The organism is Mesorhizobium sp. M1169, assembly GCF_040318345.1.
Lineage (GTDB): Bacteria > Pseudomonadota > Alphaproteobacteria > Rhizobiales > Rhizobiaceae > Mesorhizobium.
The window spans coordinates 21,953-46,852 of the sequence record NZ_JAMYME010000031.1; the positions used below are offsets into that span (position 1 = coordinate 21,953).

Below are 24,900 nucleotides of genomic sequence, written 5' to 3' on the forward strand. Positions count from 1 at the left end.
GTATTGTTGCGTTTCACGAGTTCTACAGTAGTGTGCAACTGACTGATTTTCATGGGGCTGCGCTGGAATTCCAGGACGGTCGTCAGCGCAAGGCGGCAGTCGTGGGGGGATAGCGCATGCCGACCAACAACTGGATCCGGTTTCTTCGGAACTACGGGCCCATTCCGACCAACGACAATATGTACGACGAGACCATTCAGCGGGCGTTGGCTCGCTTGAAGATGCAGCCTATTGAGCTGCCCGCCCAGCATCTTGCGTGGCTGGTCGATAATTTCAGGTCGGACGAGTGCCAGTCCATCATCCTCACGGGCACCGCCGGCGACGGAAAGACCTATCACTGCCGACGCGTGTGGCTTGAGCTCGGAGGCACGATTGAGGACTGGAACGCCGGAGAGAAGATCCAGCGCCTCAGCTTGGGGTCTCGCCAACTCATCGTCGTCAAGGATCTGAGTGAGCTTCGCTCCGACGAGAGTAAGCCGCTGATTGAGCAGATGGCGTGGGATGTCGCAGACCCCAATTCCCCCAGGGTCTACCTGATGGCAGCCAATCATGGCCAGCTTCTCGAAAAAATGAAGACCGCCGGCAGCGACAAGACGACAAGCGCTCTGGTCGAGATGGTCGAGAATCTCCTGGTCGTTGGCCGCAGTGGGAACTCTGCGATTAAGCTCGATTTGAGGGATCTCAGCCGGTCTGCCGCCGCCGTGATGATCGATCAGGTCATTGACGCGGTGACGCTGCACCCCGGTTGGAGCGGCTGCGGGGATTGCCCGGCGCTGAATGGGGCAACCTGTCCGATCCGCGAGAACCGTGAACGGCTGATCGGGACCGACGGCAACGGTCTCTTCCGGCGACGGCTGGGCAACTTGGTCGAAGCCAGCGAACAGAATGGTGGTCACTTTACCATCCGGCAGGTTCTATCCCTTGTCACGAACATCATTCTTGGCCATCCCGATGCGCGCGACGGCCTAATGGCGTGCACCGATGTCGCCGAATTGGCAGCCGCGGGAACGGCGGAGCGTGCCAGTCCCTACTGCAATGTATTCGGCGGGAATTTGAAACCAAGCCGCGCAGAGAGAACCGAACCCTTTCGCAAGCTCAACCTGTTCGGCATCGGCTCGGAAACGAGCAACAAAGTCGACAATATGCTGGTCTACGGTGCCGACGATCCGGCGTTGGTGGAAACCTACCGAGCCCTCGTGCAAACCGATCAGGCTTACGGCGAGACGCCAGCCTATAAACGGGCGCAACAGTCCTACCTCGAGGGCGAGGATCCGAGCGCTGTCGCCCGGTTTCTCGGGCTCCTTCGCGGGCAGCGTCAGCGGTTGTTCTTTACCATCTCAGACGACCTGGCAGACACGTTGGACCTCTGGGACCTGACCGTCTTTCGGTACGCCGGGCTCTATCTCGAAACCAGTCGCGCGTTTGCCGAGAAACGAGCATTGCCGCGGCAGGTGATGCCCATGCTCGTGCGCGGGCTAAATCGGGTGTTCACCGGCATGCTGATCCAGAACCAGGACGAGTTGGTGCTTGCAAGTTCGGGAAGCCAATCGCAGTCGAGAACCAGTCCCCTGCTTGAGGAATTTGTGTCGGTCGCCCGTCGTGCTGGTGAGGAGGTGGCGCTGCTCGGTGACGGGGATGGAGGCATGAGGCTGGTGGTTCGGCTTGCGCGTGATGATCCGCCTGAAGTCACGCTGCAACTGTCGACGACCCGCTTTGAGTTCTTGGGCCGCGTGGCCGAGGGCGCATTGCCTACGAGTTTTTCGCTCGAGTGCCACGAGGACCTTCTTGCGTTCAAGGCACGGCTTCTGAGCGCCGTCGAACGGCGGAGGGTCCTTGACGGTGACGATCGCAGTGACGGGATCGTCCTCAAGTTCATCGACCTCAATTCCGATGGTCGTGCATCATCGCGTAGCGTGACGGTGAGGCTCTAATGATGGAGATCCTGAAACGCCCAATTTCCCATGAGGATCGCACTGGACCCGCGTTCTGGGTCGATGAAGCGATCTGGGGGCATCGCCTGCATGACGAACAGACGCCCTGGCTGATTCTGCTTGAATTCCTTGGCGTGCTTCGATCGGAGCACGTTGCCGGCCGCGCCTTGGCGGAAGAGGAGTTCAACGCACTGTCCTATCGTCCGCAGACGCAATTGCGACTGCGCAATCTGATCTTCAACAATCCGTATCTTCTGACCATCGGGGCCGAAAAGCTTTCCGACGATGCAGCCTGGACCAAATGGCTGGAGTTGATGGAACAGAACGCCGGCGGCCTTGAGAGCCGCGACTTCAGTTACCTCCGTGGCCGCTTCGACAGCTTCGATGACTTCGCCTCTGTGGTGGGGTTCTTGCAGTCTTCCGCCATCGAAGGCACCAGCAATAAACGCTGGAGTTCAAAGTTCGTCTTCCCCTTCGGTCCCAGCGCGCTTTACGAGGATGCCGCTGTGACGGCGTCTGGTGTTTCGACTGACAGACGTTTCTTCGCTCGAACCGGCGAAGTTCTCTACCTGATGCTTTGCCGGTCCAAGCGAGCCGCCGAGCTCAAAGAACGGCTGGTCGCAAAGCTCTTTGAGCAACCAACCGTCTACGATCGGTTGGTCGCTGCGCTGCAAGGGGAGCCACAACTTGCCGAGCGTGATCGGCCGGGTTCATACTTGCCCTGCTCGACCCACCCGATCTTCGATCAACTTGCCGAGGATTGGATCGCTATTCTGGATAGCCCGATTTCGGTGTTCGACGCTCTGCCACACATCGTAACCATCACCGGGCTCAATCTTGTTCGGTACCAGCTTGACCGGGCGCGAGAACTCCTGGACTCGGTGCCCATCACGATGATCTGCGAGATCGTATCGCCACGAAAGACCGTGATCCGTGACCTTGCGGCGGACTCCTTTCAGGCGAACAATGCGCTGCCGGGTCTTGCCATTGAGCATTACGTCCGCAGTGCCGAATGTTCTCATGAGTGGCAGCACGCCGTTAAATCGGACGATGCCGTTCTCAGCGCCGCGGAGGTATTGGGACGCCAGTTCGACTGGCCGGACCCCGACGACCTACCGACCGGGATGAGCAATCCCGGCGACCTGATCGAAGAACTCGTCGGCAGGGCGAAAACCAGACACGCGCAACATGTAGGCAAGGTGCATTCGACCTGGGCGCGGCAGATCGGGTTGAGCTCGCGTCGGTCAAGCCGCCGCGTGCGCTACGCACCGACCGACCGGCTGCTCAAGACGCTGGTTGTTTGCTGCGTGAGCGAGCGTATGGAGTTCAAGGACTTCCTCGCCGCGCTACACGACTGCTATGGCTTTGTGATCGGAGATCAACAGGCCGCGAGCATCATCGGCGCCGGAAAAGCCGATCAGGAAGACTTTTCCGACAATGCGCGGCGGCTGGAGGAACGGCTGATTAGCCTCGGCCTCCTCAACCGGCTGTCGGACTCGGCCGCCTATGTGGAAAATCCGTTTCGCCGCGAGGTGCGAGCATGAACGCCCTCGATCTGATCGGCACAGCAGGCGCTGCGGCGCTCCAGGAGCGTCTGCAGGGCCTCGGGGCCGACAGCGGAACCGCTCGTTTCATGCTCGATCGCCTCACCGGACCGCAGGTTGCCGCGATCGTCAGGCAGCTGGTTTCCGACGTTTCGATTCAGTCCCAGGTCAAGATTGCTGTGCCCCGCGCGCTTGTCGACGGCCAGGGTCTGCCCGACTCCGTGATCACCGATGAGAGGACCGTGGCGTGGCGGCATGCCGAGTGCGACCGTCCTGCGCTCCTTATCGCGAACACCGACGATGATCAGGGCGCATCGTTGCACGATGTGGCGTTGATCGGTGCCAAGGAACTCAAAGAGGGACCCGCCTATTGGGTGCTCCCTGCATCCGATGGACTCGGGCTTCCGGAAGAGCACATCGAACCATGGCACATAGCCCTCAAGGCCTTGTCCAGTGTCGATGACTGGCCACTCGCGCAGCTCAGCAACTATGTTGCCATGACACGCGCGGCGATCGACGGCATGTCACTGCCCGTCGCGGACGCACTTGGCTGGGCGCTGCCGGCACTGCAATTGCCGCGCGACACAGGATACTTCCGATCGCAGCGGCCAAAGGATCTGCAGCAGCAAAGCCGCTGGCGACGCCTTTACGACAAACTCATCACTGACCGTAGACCGCTGCTTTCCAAGCAGCGGCCCAATCGCCAGCCGATCGAAGCCGACGAGCTGCGGGATCAGTTCGAGATGGTTCGAGAAGAGATCGCCGCCGAGCTGCACTCGGTGATCGAGGCGTTCGTCGATTCGCCAGCCGGGTGGCGCGAAGCGACCGAAAAGCTCGCTGACCTCGAGTGGGAGCAGGACAATATTCTTCTGATCTTCTCGGGCCTCAAGCTCAAGAAGCTGAAGCTTCCGGAAGAGACCGCTCAGTTTTTCGACTACGAGCGTCCCGATCGCCTGAGCGATCCGGACAAGGCGTATCTCGGCGATCTCAAGGGTCGATCCCTCAAGGAATCCCGAGAGGACGATCGCGAGTTCTTCGAAGCTCATCGGGAGGATTTGGCGGCCAACAGACAGTTGCGCGCCAAATGGGAGAAGTTCGTCTACGGACGCCCTATCGAGTGCACGGATTTCCTCGATGGCTTGGTCCGCAGCATTGAGCGGCTTTTTGCCCAGCTCGGCACGCTCAAGATGCCTCGGCGGATCGAGATCCGATCTTCACGCCGGACCAAGACGCAATGGCTGGACATGAATGCGGACGTGGCCCGCGCCTTCAGCCTCAAATACAATGCCCTGCGTCAAGTTCTCCCACAGGCGGTTAGCTGGGACACGCCGCACATTTTCGAGTTTGAGGCGCTGCTCGATGCCGCAAGCAAGAGCCGCAAATTCCGCGAGAACGTCTCGACGTCGCGCGCAAACATTCAGATCAAGTTCGACCTCACTCTGACAGTGGGAAGCGGCCCAGGTGCGGAGAAAAACACGGTCCAGTTGATCTGGCGGGCCGAGCCAAACGCGATCGGACTGGCGTTGCCCGATGACTTGGCCCGGCTCGAAAAGAACCCATTCGGCATTGCCGAAGTGTCACGCATGCTGGTCAGCAAGAAGGGAGCGATGCAGTCGGTATCGCTCGCCGACGTAGGCACTTTGCAGCCCTCGTTCCGCCAGGATGCGGGATCGTTGGTTCCACGATCAACCAATGTCGAAGACTTAAGCAAGGTCCTGCCCAGGGCCATCAAGGCAGCCGTCGCGGGCGGTCGCATGATGCCGCCTGCCGGTGCGGACCTTGGAGAGACATGGACTGCGTTCGTCGCGGGCTACTCGGCTGCCATCGAAGATTGGCGAACGAACGGCATGGGGGGAACACCCCAGCTGGAACAGGCCGAGTTGTACGCCAGGCTGCTTGAGCAACTTCGGAGCTCGGCGCCAGGGGACCTAAACCGGCGGGACCTGTGGGAACCGATCCTCAGGATCGGCACGGTTCAGATTGCCGGTTCGACGCCGGCTGCGATCGTAGCGCCGTGGCACCCGATGCGAATGGCCGCAACGGCGGTCAAGATGCGATCTCTCTGCGGCCTGATCGATCACCTGCTCAAGGCGGAGGAAGTCAATTTCGGCGACCAGCGGCTCTTTTTTGCCGATCTCCGATCTGAGCTCGCGCACCCCTACTATCCGGAGGCAGTACCGGGTTTCACCGGTGGCGAAGCGGTTCTCCTGACGGAGACGAGCACGCTCAACGACTACAGCTTCATGGAGCGGCCGGTTCGCGATCCCTCGGAAGCGTCCACCGATGTGGATCCGGCAGAGGCTGCGCGTGAGATCCGCGGGCTGATCGGCCGCTATCTCGACTTGCAGCCGCATGAGCGCGCCAATCTCAGCATCATGCTCTACAACTGCGATGCTGCTGGCCTGCCATTGGCCACGGTCAACACGTTGGGGTCGGTCCACGAAGAAGAGGTCCACTGCAACGTCCTCGTCCGCCATCGAGACCGTTCCAAGCTCAACAAGGTCTATACCGATCTGCTGGATCAATCCGGCAACGACCCCGACGCCATCGTCGTCAGTGAAACCTCGCTCAACTTCATGTCGAAGCTGAGAATAGGGGTGATGCTTGAAGGCAGCACGGGGCGCCGCGCGCCTGACGAGCGAAGCGTGGACGTCGCGTTCCTGCATGATGTCGTATCGCGTCACGCCAGGGAGGCCTGGTTTTCTGTCCCGCGCAACGACGACACGGACCCTTCAATTGCCGACCACGTGCCGCCTCGCTGGTCGTATCGCCGGGTCGTGGGAGAAGAACAACTCACCGCTACCAGCTATCTGGTTTCGCCCCGCCAACCTCGGGTCGGCTGGTCCTATCTCGACGCACTAGCGGCCGTGATCCGCAAACAGTCGCATCGCGACAACGAGCATTACCTGCCCGCGCGTCAGATTTCGCTGCAGGACCATGGCCTGGAGGCCATGTTCAAGGATGTTCACGGCCTGGCGGAGTGGGTCGCCACTTATGACGACCTCCTCGACAAGCGGCAGCTCATGGCGCAGGGCATCAAGGTCATCCGATATCGGCGCGAACGCACTCACGGCCGCAACATGGTGGTGTCCTCGACCTCGGACCTGCGCGTCCTGCCGGTGCTTGTCCGTCGACGCCTCGATCAACTCAGCCTCGGGCTTAGCGACGACCGTCTATCGGCGCTTGCCGAGAGAATGATAGCCGATGCGACGGCCATCTCTGGCGATGTCATATTGCGTGCGGCCAAGCGCGGCGTATCAGCGGGGGAGTTGATAGGCCTGGTTCTCAGTCGCGCACTTGTTGCTGAGGAGCTTTTGAAGCGTCCGGCATCGTGGTTCCTCCTCGACGACTACGCGCAATGGCTGGGCCAGCGAGAGGAAGGAATTGCCGACATCCTTGCGCTCAGCGTCGACCCGGGACCTGAAGGGCACCCAAGGCTTCGCGCTGTTGTAACCGAAGCGAAGTATGTCGAGGCCAGTGGTCTGGCGGAAGCCAAACGTCATTCCAGCCAGCAGTTGCGACAGACAACGCGTCGGATCGAGGACGCGCTTTTCGGCGATCCGGGGCGGCTTGACCGTGACCTATGGCTTTCGCGTCTTGCCGACATCCTGCTCGATGAACCGTCGGCTCTAAGCGCGAGCTTTTCGCTCGAGGAGGTGAGGAATGGCATCCGAAATGGCACGGTGGAGATCGATCTAAAGGGCTACTCCCATATTTTCGTTTCGGGACCCGCACACGCGGGTGGCTCGCCCGGCGATCAGGACGAAGTGACCGAGGTTCGGGGATTGCAGGAGATCTACACGCGCGAAGGTCTGCGGCTACTGATCAAGGCCTATGAGGCCTCTGAACCGTTGATGCCGATCAGAAGCGCGCTGGGAGATCGCAGGCCGTGGGAAACATCTGAGTTTCGCGCGCCGGCACCACGCGTTCGGTGGACTACCAAGAGTGGCCCAGCCAGTGGTGCCGGCCCCGAGCCGGACGCAGCTCCGCCAAGCCCTCCGCCACCGAGACCCATGCCTCTTCCGCCCGAGCCCAACGTGAGCGCGGGAACAGCGCGTGTTGCTGATGCCGGCGAGGCTCAGCCTAATGCCACTGCCCGCCCCGCCGCGCCTGATCGGGAGGAGCACGACGGGGCCGAACCGATCTCAGCGGGTAGCGAGAGCTTTGCCGGCTTGGTGTCTCGAAAAGCGGGGCAGGTGCAGTCGGCGGCTGGCGAGGACGAACAATGGCTCGAAGCGACGGCCGGCCGGCTGCGTACGGCGCTTATGGGTTACAATCTACAGGCCAAGATCGCTGGGATGCGATTGACGCCAAACGCCGCCCTGGTGCGATTTGTCGGCAGCGACCGCCTGCGCGTCGAAGACATCGAAGCTAAACAGTCCGCCCTTCTGACCACACATGGCCTGCGAGTGATCTCGATCTCGCCGCTGCCCGGCGAGATCGTGGTCGGGGTGGCAAGAGCAAAGCGGCAGATTGTCTCGATGTGGGATCTCTGGGAGCGCCGTGCCCTGAACCGCAATGCCGCCGGTCTCAACACGAGCTTCCTTCTTGGTCTGCGCGAGCTCGACGGCGAAATTCTCTATCTCAACCTGGGTGGGCCGTTCGCTGGCGTGTCACAACACGACCCGCACACGCTCATCGCCGGCGCGACGGGCAGCGGTAAATCGGTGCTGATCCAGGCGCTGATCCTCGACATCGCCGCGACCAATCCTAGCGCCCTGGTACACATTCACCTGATCGATCCGAAAATGGGCGTCGACTACTCCGCTATCGAGCGGTTGCCGCATGTGAAGGGTGGGATTATCATTGACCAGGCGTCCGCGATCGAAATGATGGAGGGGCTCGTCGTCGAGATGGACCGGCGGTACGAGCTGTTCAGGCAGAGCGGGGCTCGCGACATTCGATCGTTCAACATCAAGGCCGCGCCAGAAGCACGGCTGCCGATGAAGTTTCTCATCCACGACGAGTTCGCAGAATGGATGCTGACCGAGGACTACAAGGGTGCCGTTACCTCGATCGTTTCGAGGCTGGGGGTGAAGGCGCGAGCCGCCGGTATTCACCTCGTCTTTGCGGCACAACGGCCCGATGCCGGGGTCATGCCTGTTCAGTTGCGTGACAATCTTGGTAATCGGCTGATCTTGAAGGTCGCGAGCATCGGAACCTCAGAGATCGCACTCGGGATGAAGGGCGCAGAAAACCTGCTCGGCCTCGGGCACCTGGCCGCGCGGCTGAGCGGCGAGGCCTCGACCGTCTTCGCACAGGCACCATTCCTGTCCGATGAGGATATAGAAGACGTCGTGTCGGCTATCGCTGCTCAGGACGGCTGAGCTGGCAAAACCGGGGGCGGGGCAGGACCGAGCAGGAGGACGAGGGCATAGATGACCCCGGCGCACGACATCGCGGCCGCGACCCACAACAGGAACTGAATGATCTTTACCGTTGAGGGCGGCCATTTCTTGTCCTTGTTCTTGAGCGAGACGGCGTAGTCGCCGTCGAGCTTGTTCAAATTGGTGATGTAGAGGCTGAAAGCCTGGCTGAAGCGACCCATGATGAAAACGCTGGCCACACTCACGACGGCGGCGAACAGGAAAATGCCGACGGCGATGAGCCGATCGCTCTTGAGTTGGGATGCCGCGAAGTACCACAAGCCGCCGATTGCCACTGAGAACAGCGGGGGAATCTTGTAGAGGATGTCGTTCATCGCTCTGAAGTGAGCGTATTGCTCCTTGTAGATTTCTTTGACGCTGACGTCGTTGCTTTCGGTCATGGGATACGCATCTCCTGTTCGCCCAGGCATGCTATCAGCAAATTGGCTGAGCCTCGATCGTGAACCGATTTCGAATTTTCCCCGTTCCGGATTAGGTTGAGCTTGATCCGAAGACAGAGTCAGATGCGCATATGCCGATCTATCTTGATGGCCACTCGACAACACCGCTGGCGCCGGAGGCGATGGAAGCAATGGCACCTTGGTGGCATGCTCAGGTCGGCAATCCGCACTCGCCTCACCTGAGTGGGATGCTGGCGTCACAGGCCGTTGAAACTGCGCGTTCGGAACTCGCGTCCCTCCTCGGGTCGGATCCACAGGAACTCGTCTTCACGTCGGGGGCGACCGAGGCAAACAACATCGCGATAAGGGGCATTGCTCTCGCCGCGCTTGAAGGTGGCATCGGGCGGCGTGACATTGTCGTATCGGCCATCGAGCACAAGAGTGTGCTGTCGTCCGCGAGTTCGCTGCGGAGTGCCGGCTTCCGCATCATCGAAGCGCCGGTAAAAGTGAACGGCATCATCGATATTTCAGCTCTGGAACGGTTGGTCGGCATTGAGACACTCTTGGTGTCGGTGATGGCGGTCAACAACGAGGTGGGATCCATCCAACCGCTTGCCGATGTCGTTCGTATTGCCCGTGCGGCGGGGGCGCTCGTGCATGTCGATGCTGCACAGGGCGCGGGCAAACTTCCTCTCGACTGTGCGGAGTTCGATTTAGCGAGCCTTTCGTCGCACAAAATTTACGGCCCAATGGGCATCGGTGCGCTGTTCATATCATCGGCCGCTTCTCTCCGGCCGTTGCCGGTGTTGTTCGGCGGCGGTCAGGAGGCTGGCGTGCGGCCTGGAACCGTACCGACGCCGCTCGTGGTCGGGTTTGGCGCGGCCGCCAAGGTCTCCAGGACACGGCTCGTAGCGGACGCCGCCCATTCAGGGCGGCTGTCGGCTCTGTTCCTCGAAGAGTTGCGCAGCAGGCAAGTGCAATTCATCGAGAATGTTTCCGCGCCGATTCGGGTACCCGGAAGTTTGAGTCTGAGATTTCCCGGTAATGAAGCCATGTCGATAATAGCGAAGGCCGGTGATCGTATCTCGATTTCCGAAGGATCAGCTTGCACGAGTGGGCAGATCACCGCATCGCACGTCCTACTTGCGATGGAATTTACTCACCAAGAGGCTACCGAAACTGTCCGTTTATACTTCTCTCGCTACAATAGCGAGGCGGACGCCATGGAGGCGGCAGCGGTGCTATCAGCAATAGTGGCGCGCTAGGGATTGCCAACTGGCGACACTCTCCAGTAGCATCCCCTCCATGTTGAACGACCTTCATGATCCGGCGACCGCGATTCGCGTTTCGGGCCACGAGACCTTCCCGCTTCGGCTCCTTTGGCTGAAGAAGGCGTTCGACCACGCATCCGACCCGGACGGAGTCGATCGTAGAACATTTCAGGAACAAAACGCAATCGCCACCTTCGGCGTCGGCAAAAATATGGCGCTCTCCATGCGTCATTGGGCGTTGGCGACGAAGATTCTGAGAGACAGCCCCACCCATCTTCACGCCACTGATCTAGGGCGGTTGATCTTCGCCGACGGCACCGGGCTCGACCCATACCTCGAGCATCCGTCCACTCTGTGGTTGATGCATGCACACCTCGTGAGTGAGCCGCGCGCCGCAACGACATTTTACTACGCGTTCAACCTGCTCAATCAGATTGCCTTTACCAGGGACGATCTCGTTAGGGCCATGGCAGCGATCGTCGAAGCCCGTGCAACCGCAAGGGCAACCGCCGAGACCCTCAAGCGCGACGTTGAAGTGTTCGTACGCAGCTATGCGCCCCGTCACTCCGATGCAGGGGAAGACGCGGCAGAACCGTTGCTAGTCGAGCTCGGCCTGTTGCGGGAGCAGCGGTCGACAGGCCAACTCGAATTTGTCCGTGGGCAGAAGCCTTCACTGGACAACAGCATATTTGCGCTCGTGTTAAAGCAGTTCTGGGAGCGGCAGCACTCGTTGTCCCCCACCCTCTCCGTAGAGCAGGTGCAGTATGACCCCGGGTCTCCCGGGCGTGTCTTCAAGCTTGACGAGGATAGCCTAGTGGCACGGCTGATGAGCATCGGGGACGCCACCGGCGGGAAAATGGTGTGGACCGATACGGCGGGACTCCGTCAGATCGCTCTGGCTGGCCATCTCGAGGAAATTGACGAGATCGATCTCGTCAAAGCCGGTTACCGTGGTCGGAGAGCGGCATGACCAAGCTTGCCGACATCGTCAAGGTCGAACGCCGGTTCGCGCTGTCCGCTCGGATCGACACCGATCTCAATGGAACACCGCCGCTCACCGGGTATGTGTTGCAGGCGAGCGTCCGCAAGTCGCTATTGGCCATGCTGGCGGGGATCGCCGATGGGTCGCAGTTCGCCTTCACGTGGACCGGCCCGTATGGCGGCGGCAAATCTTGTGCGGCGCTGCTTGTTGCTAATCTGGTCGCCGGCAACAAGAAACAGCGTGCTCTCGCCGAAGGGATCGTTGGGCAAGATTTGGCGGAGCAGTTTTCCTCGGCGTTTCCTGGCCGAGGACGCTCGTGGGATGTAGTTGCACTGACCGGCCGGCGCACGAGCCTGGCGGGCGCGTTGGCGGATGCGGCCGCAGAGCAATTCGAGTGGACTCAGGCGGCGCGGGATGCAGCGCGCGACGAACGAGCACTTATCGACCAATTAGAAGCGCGTGCTCGTCAAAAGGGCGGTTTGCTGATCGTCATCGACGAGCTCGGCAAGTTCCTCGAGCATGCGACGAGTTCTGCCGGCGACGTGCATATTTTGCAGGATCTCGCCGAGCGGGCAGCACGCTCTGACGGTAGGCTGGTGGTTGTCGGCATCCTGCATCAGTCGTTTGAGCAGTACGCCAACCGGCTGAGCCGGACTGGCCGGGACGAATGGGCAAAGGTTCAGGGCCGATACCAGAACGTGCCCTTCGTTGCGCAAGCCGATGAGGTCGCGGCGCTCATTGCTCGCGCCATTGGCAGCGACCAAGCTCCGGCCAGCGCCAAAGCGATCGCTGGACTGACGGCGGAGGCGATCTCCCACCGTCGACCGGTCGATGTCGTGGTGCTGACGGAAATCCTCACCCAAACGTGGCCATTGCACCCGGTTTCGGCGCTCTTGTTGGGGCCCGTGTCACGCCAACGGTTCGCACAAAACGAGCGAAGCGTTTTCGGCTTTCTATCATCATCTGAACCGAACGGATTTCAGGCGCACTTGGCTCGGACCGAGGTCGGCGGAAACGCTTGGTATGGGCCGGATCAGCTTTGGGACTATCTGGTCGCAAATTTCGGCAGCGCGCTTTCTGTTGGTCCTGAAAGCAATCGGATGACACTTGCTATGGAGGCCGTGGAGAAGGCTGCACTCTACGGCTCGCTGGCTGCCAAGCTCGCCAAGGCCGCAGCGGTCGTCGAGTTGTTCAGGAACGGCTCCGGACTCGCGGTTGCCGACGACATCCTTTCCCTTTGCGCACCAGAAGCGAAGAAGGCCGACGTCGCGGCGGCCATCGACGAGCTGGTCAACCGGGCTATCCTCATTCGGCAGCCGCGGCTTGGCGGATATGCCCTCTTCGCCGGCAGCGATTTCGACCTCGACGAGGCCATCTCCAAGGTCGCGCTGAAGCTGGACGCAGATGTCCTGGCTGATTTGCCTTCACGGCTTGGCGTGGGACCGATCGCAGCCAAGAGCCACTACTTCGCGACCGGTGCACTGCGCACATTCGATGTCGTCATTCAGTTTGCCGACGAGAGCCCGCAAAGCCCCGCTGCGTGGGCCAAGCGAACCGCTGTGTCGCTGGCCAAGACGAAGCGGCGGTCGGCAGGTCTTCTCATAATGCTGCTTCCCGATGCGCGAAGCTTCGAGGCGCCGGTTAAGGTCGCTGCCAAGCAACTCAGCCTCGAATTGGAAAACTTGGGTGTCCTGGCCGGTGTAGCCGCCAGCGAGCAGGTCTATCTGCTAAGGGATCATGCGAGCGACCTCTATGCCTTAGACCGCATCGAAGAGACGCATCCGCAGCTCGAAGGTGATCGGATCGCCCGCCGAGAGTTGTCGGCACGCAAATCGTTGATCGCCGAAATTGTTCGCAGCGACTTGCTGAAGGCCTTCTCTTTGGCCCGGTGGTGGGCATTCGGTGACAGGGCAAAGGATGCAGCCGGCAAGAAACTCGATGGCGGGGAACTGACCGTCTTGGCGTCGGCGCTTGCGAGCGCTGCTTTCAGCAGCGCACCCGCCATCCAATCGGAGTTGCTCTATCGGGACAAGCCCTCGACTGCCGCCATGGCAGGCCTGAGGACCTTGATGCATGCCATGGTTTCGAAGTCGGATGTGGCAGACCTTGGGATTGAGAACTTCCCGGTCGAGCGTGGGCTCTATCTGACGATTGTTCGGCCGTTGGGGCTGCATCGGCAGGACGATAAGGGCGTGTGGCGCTTCGCCGATCCTGCCGATGACGGGGCGGGCAAGACACTCAAGCCTGCCTGGGCGGTGTTGGGTGAGAAGCTGGTCAATCTGGCCGAACTCTTCGACACCTGGGCCGCGCGGCCATATGGCATCAAGCGCGGGGTCATGCCTGTGCTGGTATTGTCCTATCTGCTGGCGCATAGAAACGCGGTTGCGGTTTATGTCGACGGCGCTTTCCAGCCCGCCATCGACGATATCATCGCCGACCGCATTCTGCAGGATCCGGCAGCCATCGAGTTTCGCCGAATTTCGCGCTCCAAGCGGGACGACGCGTTCGTCCAGCAGCTCGCCGCCCTCCTTTCGACCGAGGCAAATCCCGTTGAAGCGAAGGCGTTGCCGGTCGCATCGGCGCTCTATCAGCGCTTTCATGCTCTTCCGCTGTGGGCGCAGCGCACTCAGACGCTGGCCGAAAGTGTTCGTAACGTTAGGGACATCGTGTTGAAAGCCAGCGACCCTGAAGCGCTGCTGTTTTCAGACCTCGCGTCCGCGCTTGAGGGAGAACCCGATCCCGGGGTCAGCGTGGTCGCCGCACTGAACAAGGCAGAGTCCGCCTATCCGAAAATGCTGGAGGAACTCCGCAAGAATCTCGCCGAGCATCTTGGGGTCGACACGAAGACATTTGAGGGGATTGGGCCGCGCTCCTCTACGGCGTCGGGGGTGTCAGCAGAGTTGCGCGTCGACGCCTTCATCATGCGCGCCGGCGCTTTCGAGGGAAACAGCGGCGACATCGAAGGATTGGCGAGCCTGCTCGTTCACAAGCCGCCGCGCAACTGGTCCGACCGCGAGCAAGAGCAGGCCATGTTCGAAATGGCTAAGCTCTGCCTGCGCTTTCGCGAGGCAGAGACATTCGCCGCGGTTCGCGGCCGCTCCCCAACCTCCCAAGCCATTTCGGTCATGGTAGGGTTGGACCCCAAGGAGAAGCCACTCTTCCATACCTTCCAGGTGTCGAAACAGGAGCTTGCGACTGCAGACAAAGCGGCAGACGACTTGATGGCGCAGCTTCGGCTAAAGGGCATGAGGCCGGCCGTAGAGCTTGCCGCTCTCGCGCGCATCGTAGAACGCCTTTCCGAAGGCAAGGGATTGGAGCCAGCATGACGATTCCGGTGCGTGAGCGTCATATCCTTGGGATATCAGGGGGGCGCGATAGCGCGGCCCTTGCCGTCCATATGCGGCAGACCCGGCCAGAGGTCGATCTCGAATACTTCTTCACCGACACCGGCAAAGAGCTGGAAGAGGTGTATTCGTTCCTCGACAAGCTTGAGGGGTTCCTGGGAAAACCGATCACCCGGCTTAATCCGGACCGGGATTTCGACTTCTGGCTTAAGGAATACAATCATTTCCTGCCCTCCCCCAAAACTCGGTGGTGCACGCGGCAGCTCAAGCTCCGTCCGCTCGAGCAGTGGCTGCGTGAGGACCTCAATGCCGGGGTTGTCGTGCATTCCTACGTGGCCATCCGGGCTGATGAACCCGGTCGCGAGGGCTATCAGGCGACCCATGGCAACATGCAGGTGCACTTCCCTCTGAGAGAGGACGGCATCAGTAGGGCCGGTGTGATCGAAACGCTCGAGAGCGCCGGCCTAGGCGAACCCGAGTACTATCGATGGCGGACTCGTTCGGGCTGCACATTCTGTTTCTTCCAGCAAAAAATCGAGTGGGTGCGATTGATGCGCGAGCACCCCGACGCGTTCGACGAGGCCAAGGGATATGAGAAGACCGCCCGCGATCACGGCTCACCCTTCACCTGGAGCCAGGGAGAGGGCCTAGATGAGCTCAGCGCCCCGGCGCGGGTCGACGAGATCGAGCGGGAGTTCGAGCAGCGCCGCGCGCGACTATTGGCGCGGCGCCGCGTGAATCCGCTCGCCGGCAATGTTGTGCCTACGATCGATGACGTCTACGGAATTGACGAGGCTGCGGCAGGATGTGTGATCTGCCACAAGTGACGAGGTGTCGCGTAATCGCCCGGGAAACCCTTGCATTGCCACTGCCAAAAAGAGCTGTAGACGGCAAAGTCACCGGCATTGGGCCGGAGGTCAGAGGGAGGTTCTTGACACCTTCGCTTGATGCTAAGCTGCTGGGGACTTAGAGCAGTCAGTTCTGCCTGGATATTGCCGACCGAGGGGGCCACTTGTTCAAAATATCTGCCCGCACAGTCTTGGAGCTGGGCGCCGAGCTAATTAGCTCGGATATCATTGCCTTCTACGAACTTATCAAGAATGCCATCGACGCTCATTCTCGGAAAGGGGTGGAGCTGGTATTCAATGTCCCGCTTCGGCGCAACTCCTATCTTAAGATCCGTGCTCGTGCTCTTGAGGCGAGCAGCGCCGAGGCGCTCAGTGACCTTCGCAGCGATCTCGAGAGTCGCCTCGACCCTACGGCCGCCAACGCTCGCACATCATTCGCGCCAGCTCTGGCGAGCAAGTCCATCGAAGATTTCATTGCCAACCTTGATGACGGTTACGCCGAAGCCAACACCATAACCGTCTCCGATACAGGGGACGGTATGTCGATGGACGAACTGAAAAGCTACTACCTGACTATCGGAACCCCTTCGCGCAAACACGAGGTCGACAGCTCGATCGCCACCGGCCGGGCGACGACGCCCTATTTGGGTGAGAAGGGCATCGGGCGTCTTTCCGCCATGCGGCTGGGTGAGCGCCTAAGAGTTGAGACTGCGAAATCCGACGATCGGACTGTCAACGTTCTAGACATCAACTGGAAGGCCTTCGCTGATCTTGATGCCATGATCGAGGACGTGAAGTTCGAACCCCGTACTGGCGGCTCTAAGCCGGATGGGGCTTGGAGCGGCACACGTCTAACCATTGGTGACCTCCGGGAGGACTGGACCGAGGCGCGCCTACTGCAATTCGCTCGGTACGACTTCGCGCGACTTACTGATCCCTTCCTTGACCCTAAAAAGCGACCCCGCATTGTCCTTTCCTGGAATGGAACGCGCATCCCTATCGACTTTATGGACAAGACGCTTCTGGAAGCCGCCCACGCCTCGTTTACGGGCCGATATGAGCTCAAGGAGGGGAAGCCCGAGCTGTTTGTCCGAATGGACGCGGTCAACCTCGGCTACCCCCATCCGCGAGAGTCGGACGTCTTGACACTCACGGAGCCCGATCTTGAGGGTCTCCTCACCGGAACCTCGGGAGAAATTCCATCGACTGCGCTTGTCTCCGTTGGGCCCTTCTACTTCGAAGGTTACTGGTACAATCGCCGTCACTTCACCGCAATCGACGGCATCGGTACTCGCAATGACGTTCGCGACCTGCAGAAAACTTGGAGTGGAATTCTGCTCTTTCGCGATGGCTTCCGCGTTTTTCCCTATGGCGATGAGGAGGATGACTGGCTCGGACTAGACAGGCGCGCGCTCGGCCGCACCGGATATGTCCTGAACAAAAACCAGTTTGTCGGACACGTTCAGATCACGCGGGCAGGCAACCCCCACCTGCTCGATCAAACCAATCGCGAAGGTCTCCGGGTCAACCCAGAACAAGCTGCCTTCGTTCAAGTCCTGGGCCATGTCATCAAGGACCTACTCTGGGGCTTCTTCAAGGACGTAGACAGGCGACACAAGCTCACCCCAGTTGAGCTCGGCGACATGAGATCGCAAATCGACGAGCTGAAATCGCGCGCCTCTGCCGCGGTTGCCCGAGTTCGGAGGCTGGTTCCCAAGGACGAACAGGATGTCGTCGATGACCTTCAGCATGCACTCGTCGAGTTCCAAGATCTCACAGCACGAGCTCAGAAACGCATCGAAGAAGTCGAAGCGGATGGCAAGCAAATGATTCAAATGGCCGGCGTGGGCCTGATGGTCGAGGTCGTGGCTCATGAGCTCGCGCGCGCAACCGAGGGCGCACTACAAGCTCTGGAGGCCCTAAAAGGCCGAGATCTGCCATCCGAGCTCAAGGCGCGCCTCGACACCTTGCGCTCCGAAATGAAAAGTGTGTCCAAGCGGCTTCGCGTACTTGATCAGCTCAGCGTTTCCGGTCGCCAGCGCTCCGAAACATTCGATCTCGCAGAGCTCTTCGACGACATTCAAGAGGGCCACGCGGCGCAATTTGCGCGCCATGGCGTGTTGCTTAAGATCAACAAGCCCAAAAATCCCATTCGCGTGCAGGAGCCTGATGACATTGCGCAGTCAATCACGCTGGTGAAGGAGCTGATGGTTGCACGTCAAGCCTCGCCGCCGCCCGTGGTGCTCATGTCACGCAGTCATTTACTAAATGACAAGCGAGCCGACTTCCGGGACCAAGCGAAGCTCCTTGGCGCCCTGTTTAGGTTTTACCGCAAGGACGATTTGCTTAAGGCGGACAATCTTCCACGTACGCTAGAGCGCTTAGCGACGCACCTTGTTGATGCGGTAAAGATCGCAACTTTCCTATCGAATTACGAAGGGAGCCTCAAAGAGGCGGCGGCTCGTTTCTTCAAGACCGTAAGACGGCTCGATCTCTCCGACTATGGTGAGATCAGTCAGTTGCTCTTGAACTTCGAAGGGCAGCCGCTGGGCAGCTACCTTGTCGACGTGTTTGATAGCGCCCTCCAGTTTGAGATCGAGGCTGATGGCCCGACCATCGAGGCGGCCCGCGCACTCGAGGAGGTCGACCTTAGTCTCTATCCCGCTCCCCATATTGCCGGAACCAGTGACCTCCAGCATCTCGTTCACCAGACCGTCTGGCAGCATCGCGCACGGCTTGGCGTGGCCACCAACAAACTCGAACCCTCAATTGCTTTCGGCGATGTTTTCCTGCGCCGCGACTATCCCGCGCCCAGCCAGGAAACAGACCTTCGCGACGCATTCATCGTGATGACGCCGGCATGCGATCTCGTGCGCGAAGAGGGTACGAAACGAATTCTGCTGCTTGCCGGCGACGTCAGCCCGTTGACGCACACGTCGTGGGACTACGGCAATTCCCTGACGACGCCTCTGGGCCGCTTAGAGGACGGCAGCGCCATTCGACTGGAATGGGATGCTAAAGACTTGCGATCCGAGAATCGCGCTGCTATTGGAAAACTGCTTGCGGCTAACGGACCCTATTTCCTGTTTCAGCGAATGCGGGAAAACTATGCGCTCGACCTGCAACAATCGCTGTTAACGCGCCTTGGTCGGGTGGGATTACCCGCCAAAATGCCGGCGACGTTTCCTGTGACGGTCACCGTCTCGTATTTCGACGATACAAAGACCCTGCAGAACCTCAACCTGCCGACGCTCGCTCAAGATGGAGCCGTCTGCTACCTCGGACGTGACGAGGATAATGCCGAGAATGCCCGCCTCGTCATGACTGAAGCCGCTATCGATGAACTGATGGCCGCGGTTGCGGCAATTCCTGACGACAAGGTCATTCCGAAGGGAAAGGACCCGCTCAAAGCCCTCAAAACAACCGACACTTTACCCCGGCTTCTGCAAAGGGGCCTGCCACTCAGCAAGCTGGCTGGCGGGTATGGCGAGATCCGCTCGCACGAGAAACCCGCGGACGGCACAAAACCTCCGCTTTTGGGCTTTATCACCAGAAACCCAAAGGCAAAGCAAAATAACCAGAACGGCGGAGTACTCATAACGGTGGAGCACGATTCGATATTCATCGCCGCCAACGTCTCCGCGCCAATAGCGGAGACTGCCGTCTTCGAGGAAGCCGTCGCGGCCCAGGTTGGTGGTGAGGCAGCGGGCTAGTGGGTTCCATCGAGCGCCAGGCGGTGTCGCTCTCTCGTGGCTAAGCTGCCGTGCGCTTTGGGACAACCATGGTCTCAATCGCCTGTTGTCACCAGTTTGGACCCCTGTTGTAACTAATATGTCGATGATGGGAAATCTCGTCAGGTTCGATAGTCTGGCAAAGTCCGTCTGGGCTTTGAGAACACCATTCCCAACCCTGCCTATGACGCCACGGATGCGAGCCTGCAGTTGGGATCGAGTATCGTTCGGCTCGAAACATCTGCAGATACTTCGGGGCTGTCACCTATCATTTGGGTGGATGTCTGACGCAAGCCTCTCGAACAAAGGCTTCAAAAACTCCGCTCGCGCTTTCGTTGCGGCAGCTGCGATCGACTCTTCAATCGAGGTTTCAAGCACCCCGAATGCAGTCCATAGGCGCAGGGCGAGTGCAGGATGCGGCGGCTCCGCCGCCGCATGGTTGGCCATCTGCTCAATCATCATGGGAGCCCTGCTGCGAAGCTGAGGCGCCTGAACGAATTGGATTATCGAATTCACCACTGGCTCGACCACGCCAGCGTTCGGACAAATGACGGAACCTCCCCCGGGCAAATCATGGGTTTCAAGGCCGAGCCATTCCTGAAGTCTTTCATCGACGCGAAGCAGGAAGTTTGGGGATGCTCCGATCTCCAGAGCGAGATTGACATTGATGTCTCCAACTTCATTCCGGGCCATGGGCAGCGCGAGAATCTGAGACAGGATCAGAAATGGGAGATCATTGCCGATCGCCGGACCGCCTGCACCGAAAGGAACCTCCAACTCTTCCGAAATGCCATCGGGTGTTCGAATGATTATCGTCGCACCATCGCCAATTGTCGTGACGTTTGGTCTGTCTTCCAGCATTGTTTCAATGAACCAAGGCAGCAGATCGCCATTGTGGTAAGCAATCTCCCGCAGCACTGCTGCGCCGACAACATCGGGAAGTGGCAGGCCAGCGCAGCTCGCTATGAACATGTCGTACAGATCGTTCGCTTCTTCCTCCGAGTTGATGTTGGCCCCTAGAATGTCGCGAGCGATGACAATCGCAGCCGCTTTGGCGAGAATCTCTGGCACGCGCGGATACAGAAAACGGTCTCCGTCAGGCATCGACAAGTATGAAACCAAACCGCTATCGACGAGTCGTTTGATCCTTGGTTCGCCAAGCTTTGCCTCAGCTCCCTGCAGGGAAATGGCACCAAGGCCTTTGATGAGCACGATCGCACGCGGGTCGCCCGGCTGCCCGGATTCGTCTTCCATGAACGCCTTTGCGAAGCGCAGGAAGTCATCCCTCATGGTGCCATTCGCTATCCTCTCCCAGGCGCCGTCAAGAAGGCTTGGGCCAGTGACGGTCGGGACACGGGTAATGGTCATCATCATGCGTTGCTCGTCGATGATTGGCGGTGAGCCCAATGGCTTTTTTGCAATCAGGAGACGGAGAATGCGAGGCTGACGGTAGTCTGCGTTGAACTGTGAACCACGGTCGCAATGAAGGTTCCAATCCTCGGCCATCAGTTGGACTGCCGTGGCGAACTCGGGTTGAGAAAGAGGATCAAGGTCGATCCTGACAGCCTCGCGCCCAAATGCTGATACCTGCCCCGACCCGGTGATGGCCAGACTTTCAAACCAGGCCTCGTCAATCGCTGTCACAATTGCAATGCCGTTACCCTCACAGAGTTGAATGAGTTCCGAGACGTCCTGTCGGGTTCGCTCTCCCGATCCACCGCCCCAGCCGTCAACGACAATTGCGATTGGATGAGCGGCTGGTTGCTGGAGCCGGTGCAGAAGCCAGTGTCGGACTGTGTCCTCGCTGGCCGACCGGAACAGCTTGGCTGCTATGACATTTGCCATGAACCGGATCGGGCCATGGTCGGCAGCAACCGCGTCGATAAAGATTGGCGTAAGATCGCCGCGCGGGCACAACTGAGCGAGTACGTTGGTGCGCCCGGAAAGCGCCGGACCGACAAGCACCGTCACTCGGTTGCCAGCCTGGACGGATTCTGCAAGGGCCTCAACGGCCGTGCGTGGTATAGAGAATTCCTTGCATAGAGGCCGCGTGAGATCCCTGACGTCGCCGGTCATTTGGTCAAGAGCGCGCACCGATGCCGATCGAAGCAGATCGGCAAAGACGATGTCATCACGGGCCAGCAGGTCCCTCACGGCGTCGTCGTAGATCGCCCCCGCAAGCTGACTTGCATCTTTGAACCTTGCCGCAACCGCCGCCTCGTCGAATGTTTCGGTATCAACGACCGCTCCGTCGAAGCTTCGCAGTATGGAGGTCTCGACACCGTTCGTGACGATTGCCAGCGGAGCCATGGGTTCGACCAAGCGCGCGTAGGACAGCGCCTGGCGTACCGCATCCTTGTCGATGCTCTCGTCTGGCGCCTTCAGCTCGATGACCGCGAGAGGCTTGCCGCCGTTCCGAACAAGAATGTCGGCCCGCCCCCCGGCCCAGGTTTGCTTGCTTCCGATGGCGTGATCCGAGTGGCCCAGACGGATTGTGAATGTTTCCTGAAGGTCGATCGCCAGCCCGGGAAACGTCGCGGCGACGAACTTCGCAAGACGCGCCTCCAGTGTGGCCTCACTCACCGATTTGGGTTGTTGAGGTTTGGTTCCATCATCCATTTTCTAGACTCCAGGTACTTCGACCCACAACTCTTCGTTGGCAGCGGCCTGCTGGCCAATGCCACCGAGACCGTCACTCTGTTTGGCCGATTTCCTCAACCCCGGCAGGTTCGCCATCAGACAGGTCCTCGCACCCAGAAGCCCGAAGGGACTCTCTCCTGCAAGCAGTTTCTCCTTCGACAGCAATCCGGCATCCTCGAGCGCATCAAAGTCCGGCAGGTCTCGCAGCGTGTTGAGCCCGAAGTGGGACATAAACGTCCTGGTCGTCACATAGGTGTAGGGTGCCCCTTGGGTGGGGCTTCGGGGACCGGACGCAATGAAGTCTTGCGAACGCAGCACACCGATCAGGTCGCGGCTCACTTCCTTGCCAAAGAAGGACGACAGCTCGGCGCGGGTGATTGGTTGGAAATAGGCAATGCACATGAGGACCAGATTTTCCAGCTGCGACAGGGATCTTCCTGCACTGCCGCCGGCACCTTGGCCCGTTGCAGCGCGAATGGCGTCCGCGTAATTTTTCCGCGTCCAGTGCTGCCAGGCGCCCGCGACGGAGACGAGTTCGTAGGGTCGACCGCGCAATTCGTCGCGGATGTCGTCAATGATCAGATCGATGTTGCAGCTCTTGCCGACGACGCGCGCCAGGACCTCTCGCGTCACCGGTTCGCTTGCGGCGAAGATCACCGCTTCGACGCGACCCATCCATTCACGCCATCGCAACGCCGCCGGCAAATGCTTAAGTTCGGTGTCGACCAGCATTGGCTGGCTTTCCTTTATGTCACTGCTCCTTTCAGATGTTGCTGGGATCCAACAGCCTATCGGCGCGCCGGCCAAGTTCAGTTCCCAGTCGGCACGCCTCGGTGGCGCCGTGCGCCAGCGCCAGGCACACAGCCCGCTCAAAGTTTTGCTCCCCGGGCCGTATTCTCGTCGCGATCCCGCGCCCCGCCTTCTGCCTGGAAGGCTGGCGTAAAAACCTGCGCCATCAAAAGCGGAACCGGCCTTGGCCAACGCAGCTTTCGCGCCAGCACCAGGTCCGCTAGCCACCAACCGAGCGGCTCGGCATCGCGACGCGCACGATAAACGTAAGCGACGATCGCCGCGGCGGAGTACGGCGCCGGTCTCCCGTCATCGTCCACCACCAGATGAACGACCTGGTCGGCAACAGAGCAAAAAACTCGCCCCATCGCAACCCGAACAAATCGACGATGCCGGCAAGCATGTCGGCATCGAGCTCGGGCACCCTCGATACGAGCCGACGCCAAGCAGCCAACCACCTGCGGGACCGATTGCCGACAAATCAGCCCCAGGCGGGGGCAAATTCCAGACGTCGCGCAACGCTGCCTCGTCCTCGATGCGGCCAGCGAGCCGCACCGCCGCGACTGCGTTTCTCAGCGCCAGGCGTTGTCGCCAGGCGCCCACCCTTGGCGGATCGGAGCGCACCAGCACGTCCAGCGCGTTGAGGGCCGCGCCTGCCATGACGGCAGCCGCGGCATCGGTCGCGACTGGTCCGTGCGGGATCGCCCAGCCGGACACAGTCGGTGTAGCCAAGGCGACAAAAGGCGAGGTGGGAGCTCGAATCACGCCGGATCATGATAAATCGCCTGTGCGCTTTCGGCCATCAGATAGACCATTTTCCGCACAGCCTGTCATGTTGAAAAAACGAACGATAATGTTGCATTATCAGTGCCTTAGTCTCTTGTCATAGCCCACGACAAGGGCGGCAACCTCTCGATGCTCGTTTCAGATCACTCCCCAGGCGCGAAACCTTCCCCTGCCCGTCATCTCGCGCAGGCCAAGTTCGCCGACCAGATTGAGCGCCCCCTGTTTTGTCACCTTTAGCCGCTCCTGGATCATGCCCGTCGAGACCAGCGGCCGCGACAGTACCAGCTCGACCAAGTCGGGCAGTTTCGAGCTGGCGCGCCGTTGTTTGAGCCGCCGCTCCATCTGGCTTTTTGCCAGCACCAGCCGATCGTGTTCCTTGAGGCCAGCCACTGCTGCGTCGTGAATGGCATCAAGCAAGGCGAGCAGCCGATCGCCGCGCTTGCGCGCCCGCCTCCGCTCCCGCGGAATGTTTTTGGCACCGAGATGAAGGCAAGCGAGATGGTGGGCGGCGAGTCCTTCCTGTCGCAGCAGCGCGGCAACCAGCAGCGGCCCGAGCCACGTGGCATGCTGCAGCACCTCGATGTCCGACCAGGCTTCGAGCAGGACCGCAGCGCGCAGGACGACTGGTTGCCCCCGCGTTTCCGCGAGCACAGCGTGCCATTCGGCCAGCCGTTCTTCCTCATTCCAGTCGAGATCGTAAATCAGATCCGGCCGGTCGTCCGGGCGCGCCGCTTTCGCCGGCACGTCGGCGCCGCTGAGAATCTTTGACGAGCGCGCCAGAACGGCATCGATCTCGGCAAATTCTTCGGCCAGCAGATCGGCCTCGGCGTCATCGCGATCGTCGGCTTCCACAGAGGCAGTTCCTGTCCCCTCCCCGTCCCGGCTTTTTTGGCCCGCCGACGGCATGGCGCCGCCGCGACCGGTCAGCGCCAAAAAACCGTCGCGGCTGAGCGCCCAGTCCGGCTTTTGCGCAAAAATCCGCCGGCGGGTTCGCAGCACCGCGTGCGCCCGGGTGAGTTCGTGGGTCGGGGTGCGGATGTCCATGTGGGCGTCGTGCAGCACGAGGTCCTCGAGGTGGACGAGTTCGCCCCCGAGCCAGAGCGCGGAAGCCGCGTCGGCAAAATGCTGGCGCTCGACGAAGCCGTCGCGGAGCGGCGAACGGGCGACCCGCTCGTCGAGGCGGACCAAAACCTCGGTCGCGCGGGCAACTGGCCCGATGAGGGTGTCCAGGGGCAGTTTGTCGAGCGTGTAAGCCATTGTTTTCATG

Annotated in this window: 15 protein-coding genes; 8 read left to right on the forward strand and 7 right to left on the reverse strand. The window is 60.4% G+C overall.

Going from position 1 to position 24,900, the window contains the following annotated elements:
* The first annotated feature begins 116 nt into the window (after positions 1-116).
* From NKH41_RS24690 to NKH41_RS24700, 3 genes are read left to right on the forward strand one after another with little or no spacing between them, the layout of a single operon-like run.
* A complete protein-coding gene (locus NKH41_RS24690) occupies positions 117-1,931 on the forward strand; it encodes a hypothetical protein (RefSeq protein ID WP_352934420.1) in 1,815 nt (604 codons plus the stop codon).
* Positions 1,931-3,475: a hypothetical protein gene (locus NKH41_RS24695; RefSeq protein ID WP_352934422.1), complete on the forward strand. Its 1,545-nt coding sequence runs from the start codon at positions 1,931-1,933 to the stop codon at positions 3,473-3,475. The genes NKH41_RS24690 and NKH41_RS24695 overlap by 1 nt, the downstream gene beginning before the upstream one ends.
* Complete coding sequence (locus tag NKH41_RS24700) at positions 3,472-8,802, forward strand: FtsK/SpoIIIE domain-containing protein (protein ID WP_352934425.1); 5,331 nt, start codon at positions 3,472-3,474, stop codon at positions 8,800-8,802. The genes NKH41_RS24695 and NKH41_RS24700 overlap by 4 nt, the downstream gene beginning before the upstream one ends.
* Here NKH41_RS24700 and NKH41_RS24705 read toward each other — a convergent pair.
* Positions 8,790-9,242, reverse strand: coding sequence for a hypothetical protein (locus NKH41_RS24705; RefSeq protein WP_352934428.1), 453 nt, complete (start codon positions 9,240-9,242; stop codon positions 8,790-8,792). The two genes, NKH41_RS24700 and NKH41_RS24705, sit on opposite strands and share 13 nt — an antisense overlap.
* A gap of 131 nt (positions 9,243-9,373) precedes the next feature.
* Between NKH41_RS24705 and NKH41_RS24710 the strand changes: the two genes are divergently transcribed.
* The 5 genes from NKH41_RS24710 to NKH41_RS24730 all read left to right on the forward strand — a co-directional run bounded on the left by NKH41_RS24710 (position 9,374) and on the right by NKH41_RS24730 (position 19,400).
* Positions 9,374-10,507, forward strand: a complete 1,134-nt coding sequence (locus NKH41_RS24710; RefSeq protein WP_352934431.1) for a cysteine desulfurase family protein — start codon at positions 9,374-9,376, stop codon at positions 10,505-10,507.
* 40 nt (positions 10,508-10,547) lie between these two features.
* Entirely contained in the window at positions 10,548-11,483 is a 936-nt protein-coding gene (locus tag NKH41_RS24715) for a DUF4007 family protein (protein ID WP_352690451.1), read from the forward strand.
* Positions 11,480-14,821, forward strand: coding sequence for a hypothetical protein (locus NKH41_RS24720; RefSeq protein ID WP_352934433.1), 3,342 nt, complete (start codon positions 11,480-11,482; stop codon positions 14,819-14,821). Before NKH41_RS24715 ends, NKH41_RS24720 begins: the two co-directional genes overlap by 4 nt.
* The gene (locus NKH41_RS24725) at positions 14,818-15,666 is read left to right on the forward strand and encodes a phosphoadenosine phosphosulfate reductase domain-containing protein (protein WP_352934436.1); all 849 of its coding nucleotides are present in this window, start codon (positions 14,818-14,820) and stop codon (positions 15,664-15,666) included. The genes NKH41_RS24720 and NKH41_RS24725 overlap by 4 nt, the downstream gene beginning before the upstream one ends.
* A gap of 185 nt (positions 15,667-15,851) precedes the next feature.
* Positions 15,852-19,400, forward strand: a complete 3,549-nt coding sequence (locus NKH41_RS24730; protein ID WP_352934438.1) for an ATP-binding protein — start codon at positions 15,852-15,854, stop codon at positions 19,398-19,400.
* Positions 19,401-19,679: 279 nt separating this feature from the next.
* Here the strand turns inward: NKH41_RS24730 and NKH41_RS24735 are convergent, their stop codons facing one another.
* The 6 genes from NKH41_RS24735 to NKH41_RS24760 form a co-directional block, all read right to left on the reverse strand.
* Complete coding sequence (locus NKH41_RS24735; protein WP_352690466.1) at positions 19,680-22,037, reverse strand: type I restriction endonuclease; 2,358 nt, start codon at positions 22,035-22,037, stop codon at positions 19,680-19,682.
* Between the two features lie 3 nt (positions 22,038-22,040).
* Positions 22,041-22,790 (reverse strand): SMC-Scp complex subunit ScpB, encoded by a 750-nt coding sequence (gene scpB / locus NKH41_RS24740; protein ID WP_352690510.1) that lies wholly within the window; start codon positions 22,788-22,790, stop codon positions 22,041-22,043.
* A 31-nt stretch (positions 22,791-22,821) separates the two neighbouring features.
* A complete protein-coding gene (locus NKH41_RS24745) occupies positions 22,822-22,920 on the reverse strand; it encodes a hypothetical protein (protein WP_352690469.1) in 99 nt (32 codons plus the stop codon).
* 7 nt (positions 22,921-22,927) lie between these two features.
* Positions 22,928-23,215: a DUF1403 family protein gene (locus NKH41_RS24750; RefSeq protein WP_352690472.1), complete on the reverse strand. Its 288-nt coding sequence runs from the start codon at positions 23,213-23,215 to the stop codon at positions 22,928-22,930.
* Positions 23,157-23,612, reverse strand: a complete 456-nt coding sequence (locus NKH41_RS24755; protein WP_352934443.1) for a DUF1403 family protein — start codon at positions 23,610-23,612, stop codon at positions 23,157-23,159. The genes NKH41_RS24750 and NKH41_RS24755 overlap by 59 nt, the downstream gene beginning before the upstream one ends.
* Positions 23,613-23,771: 159 nt before the next feature.
* The gene (locus NKH41_RS24760; protein ID WP_352934446.1) at positions 23,772-24,890 is read right to left on the reverse strand and encodes an RHE_PE00001 family protein; all 1,119 of its coding nucleotides are present in this window, start codon (positions 24,888-24,890) and stop codon (positions 23,772-23,774) included.
* Positions 24,891-24,900 lie beyond the last annotated feature (10 nt).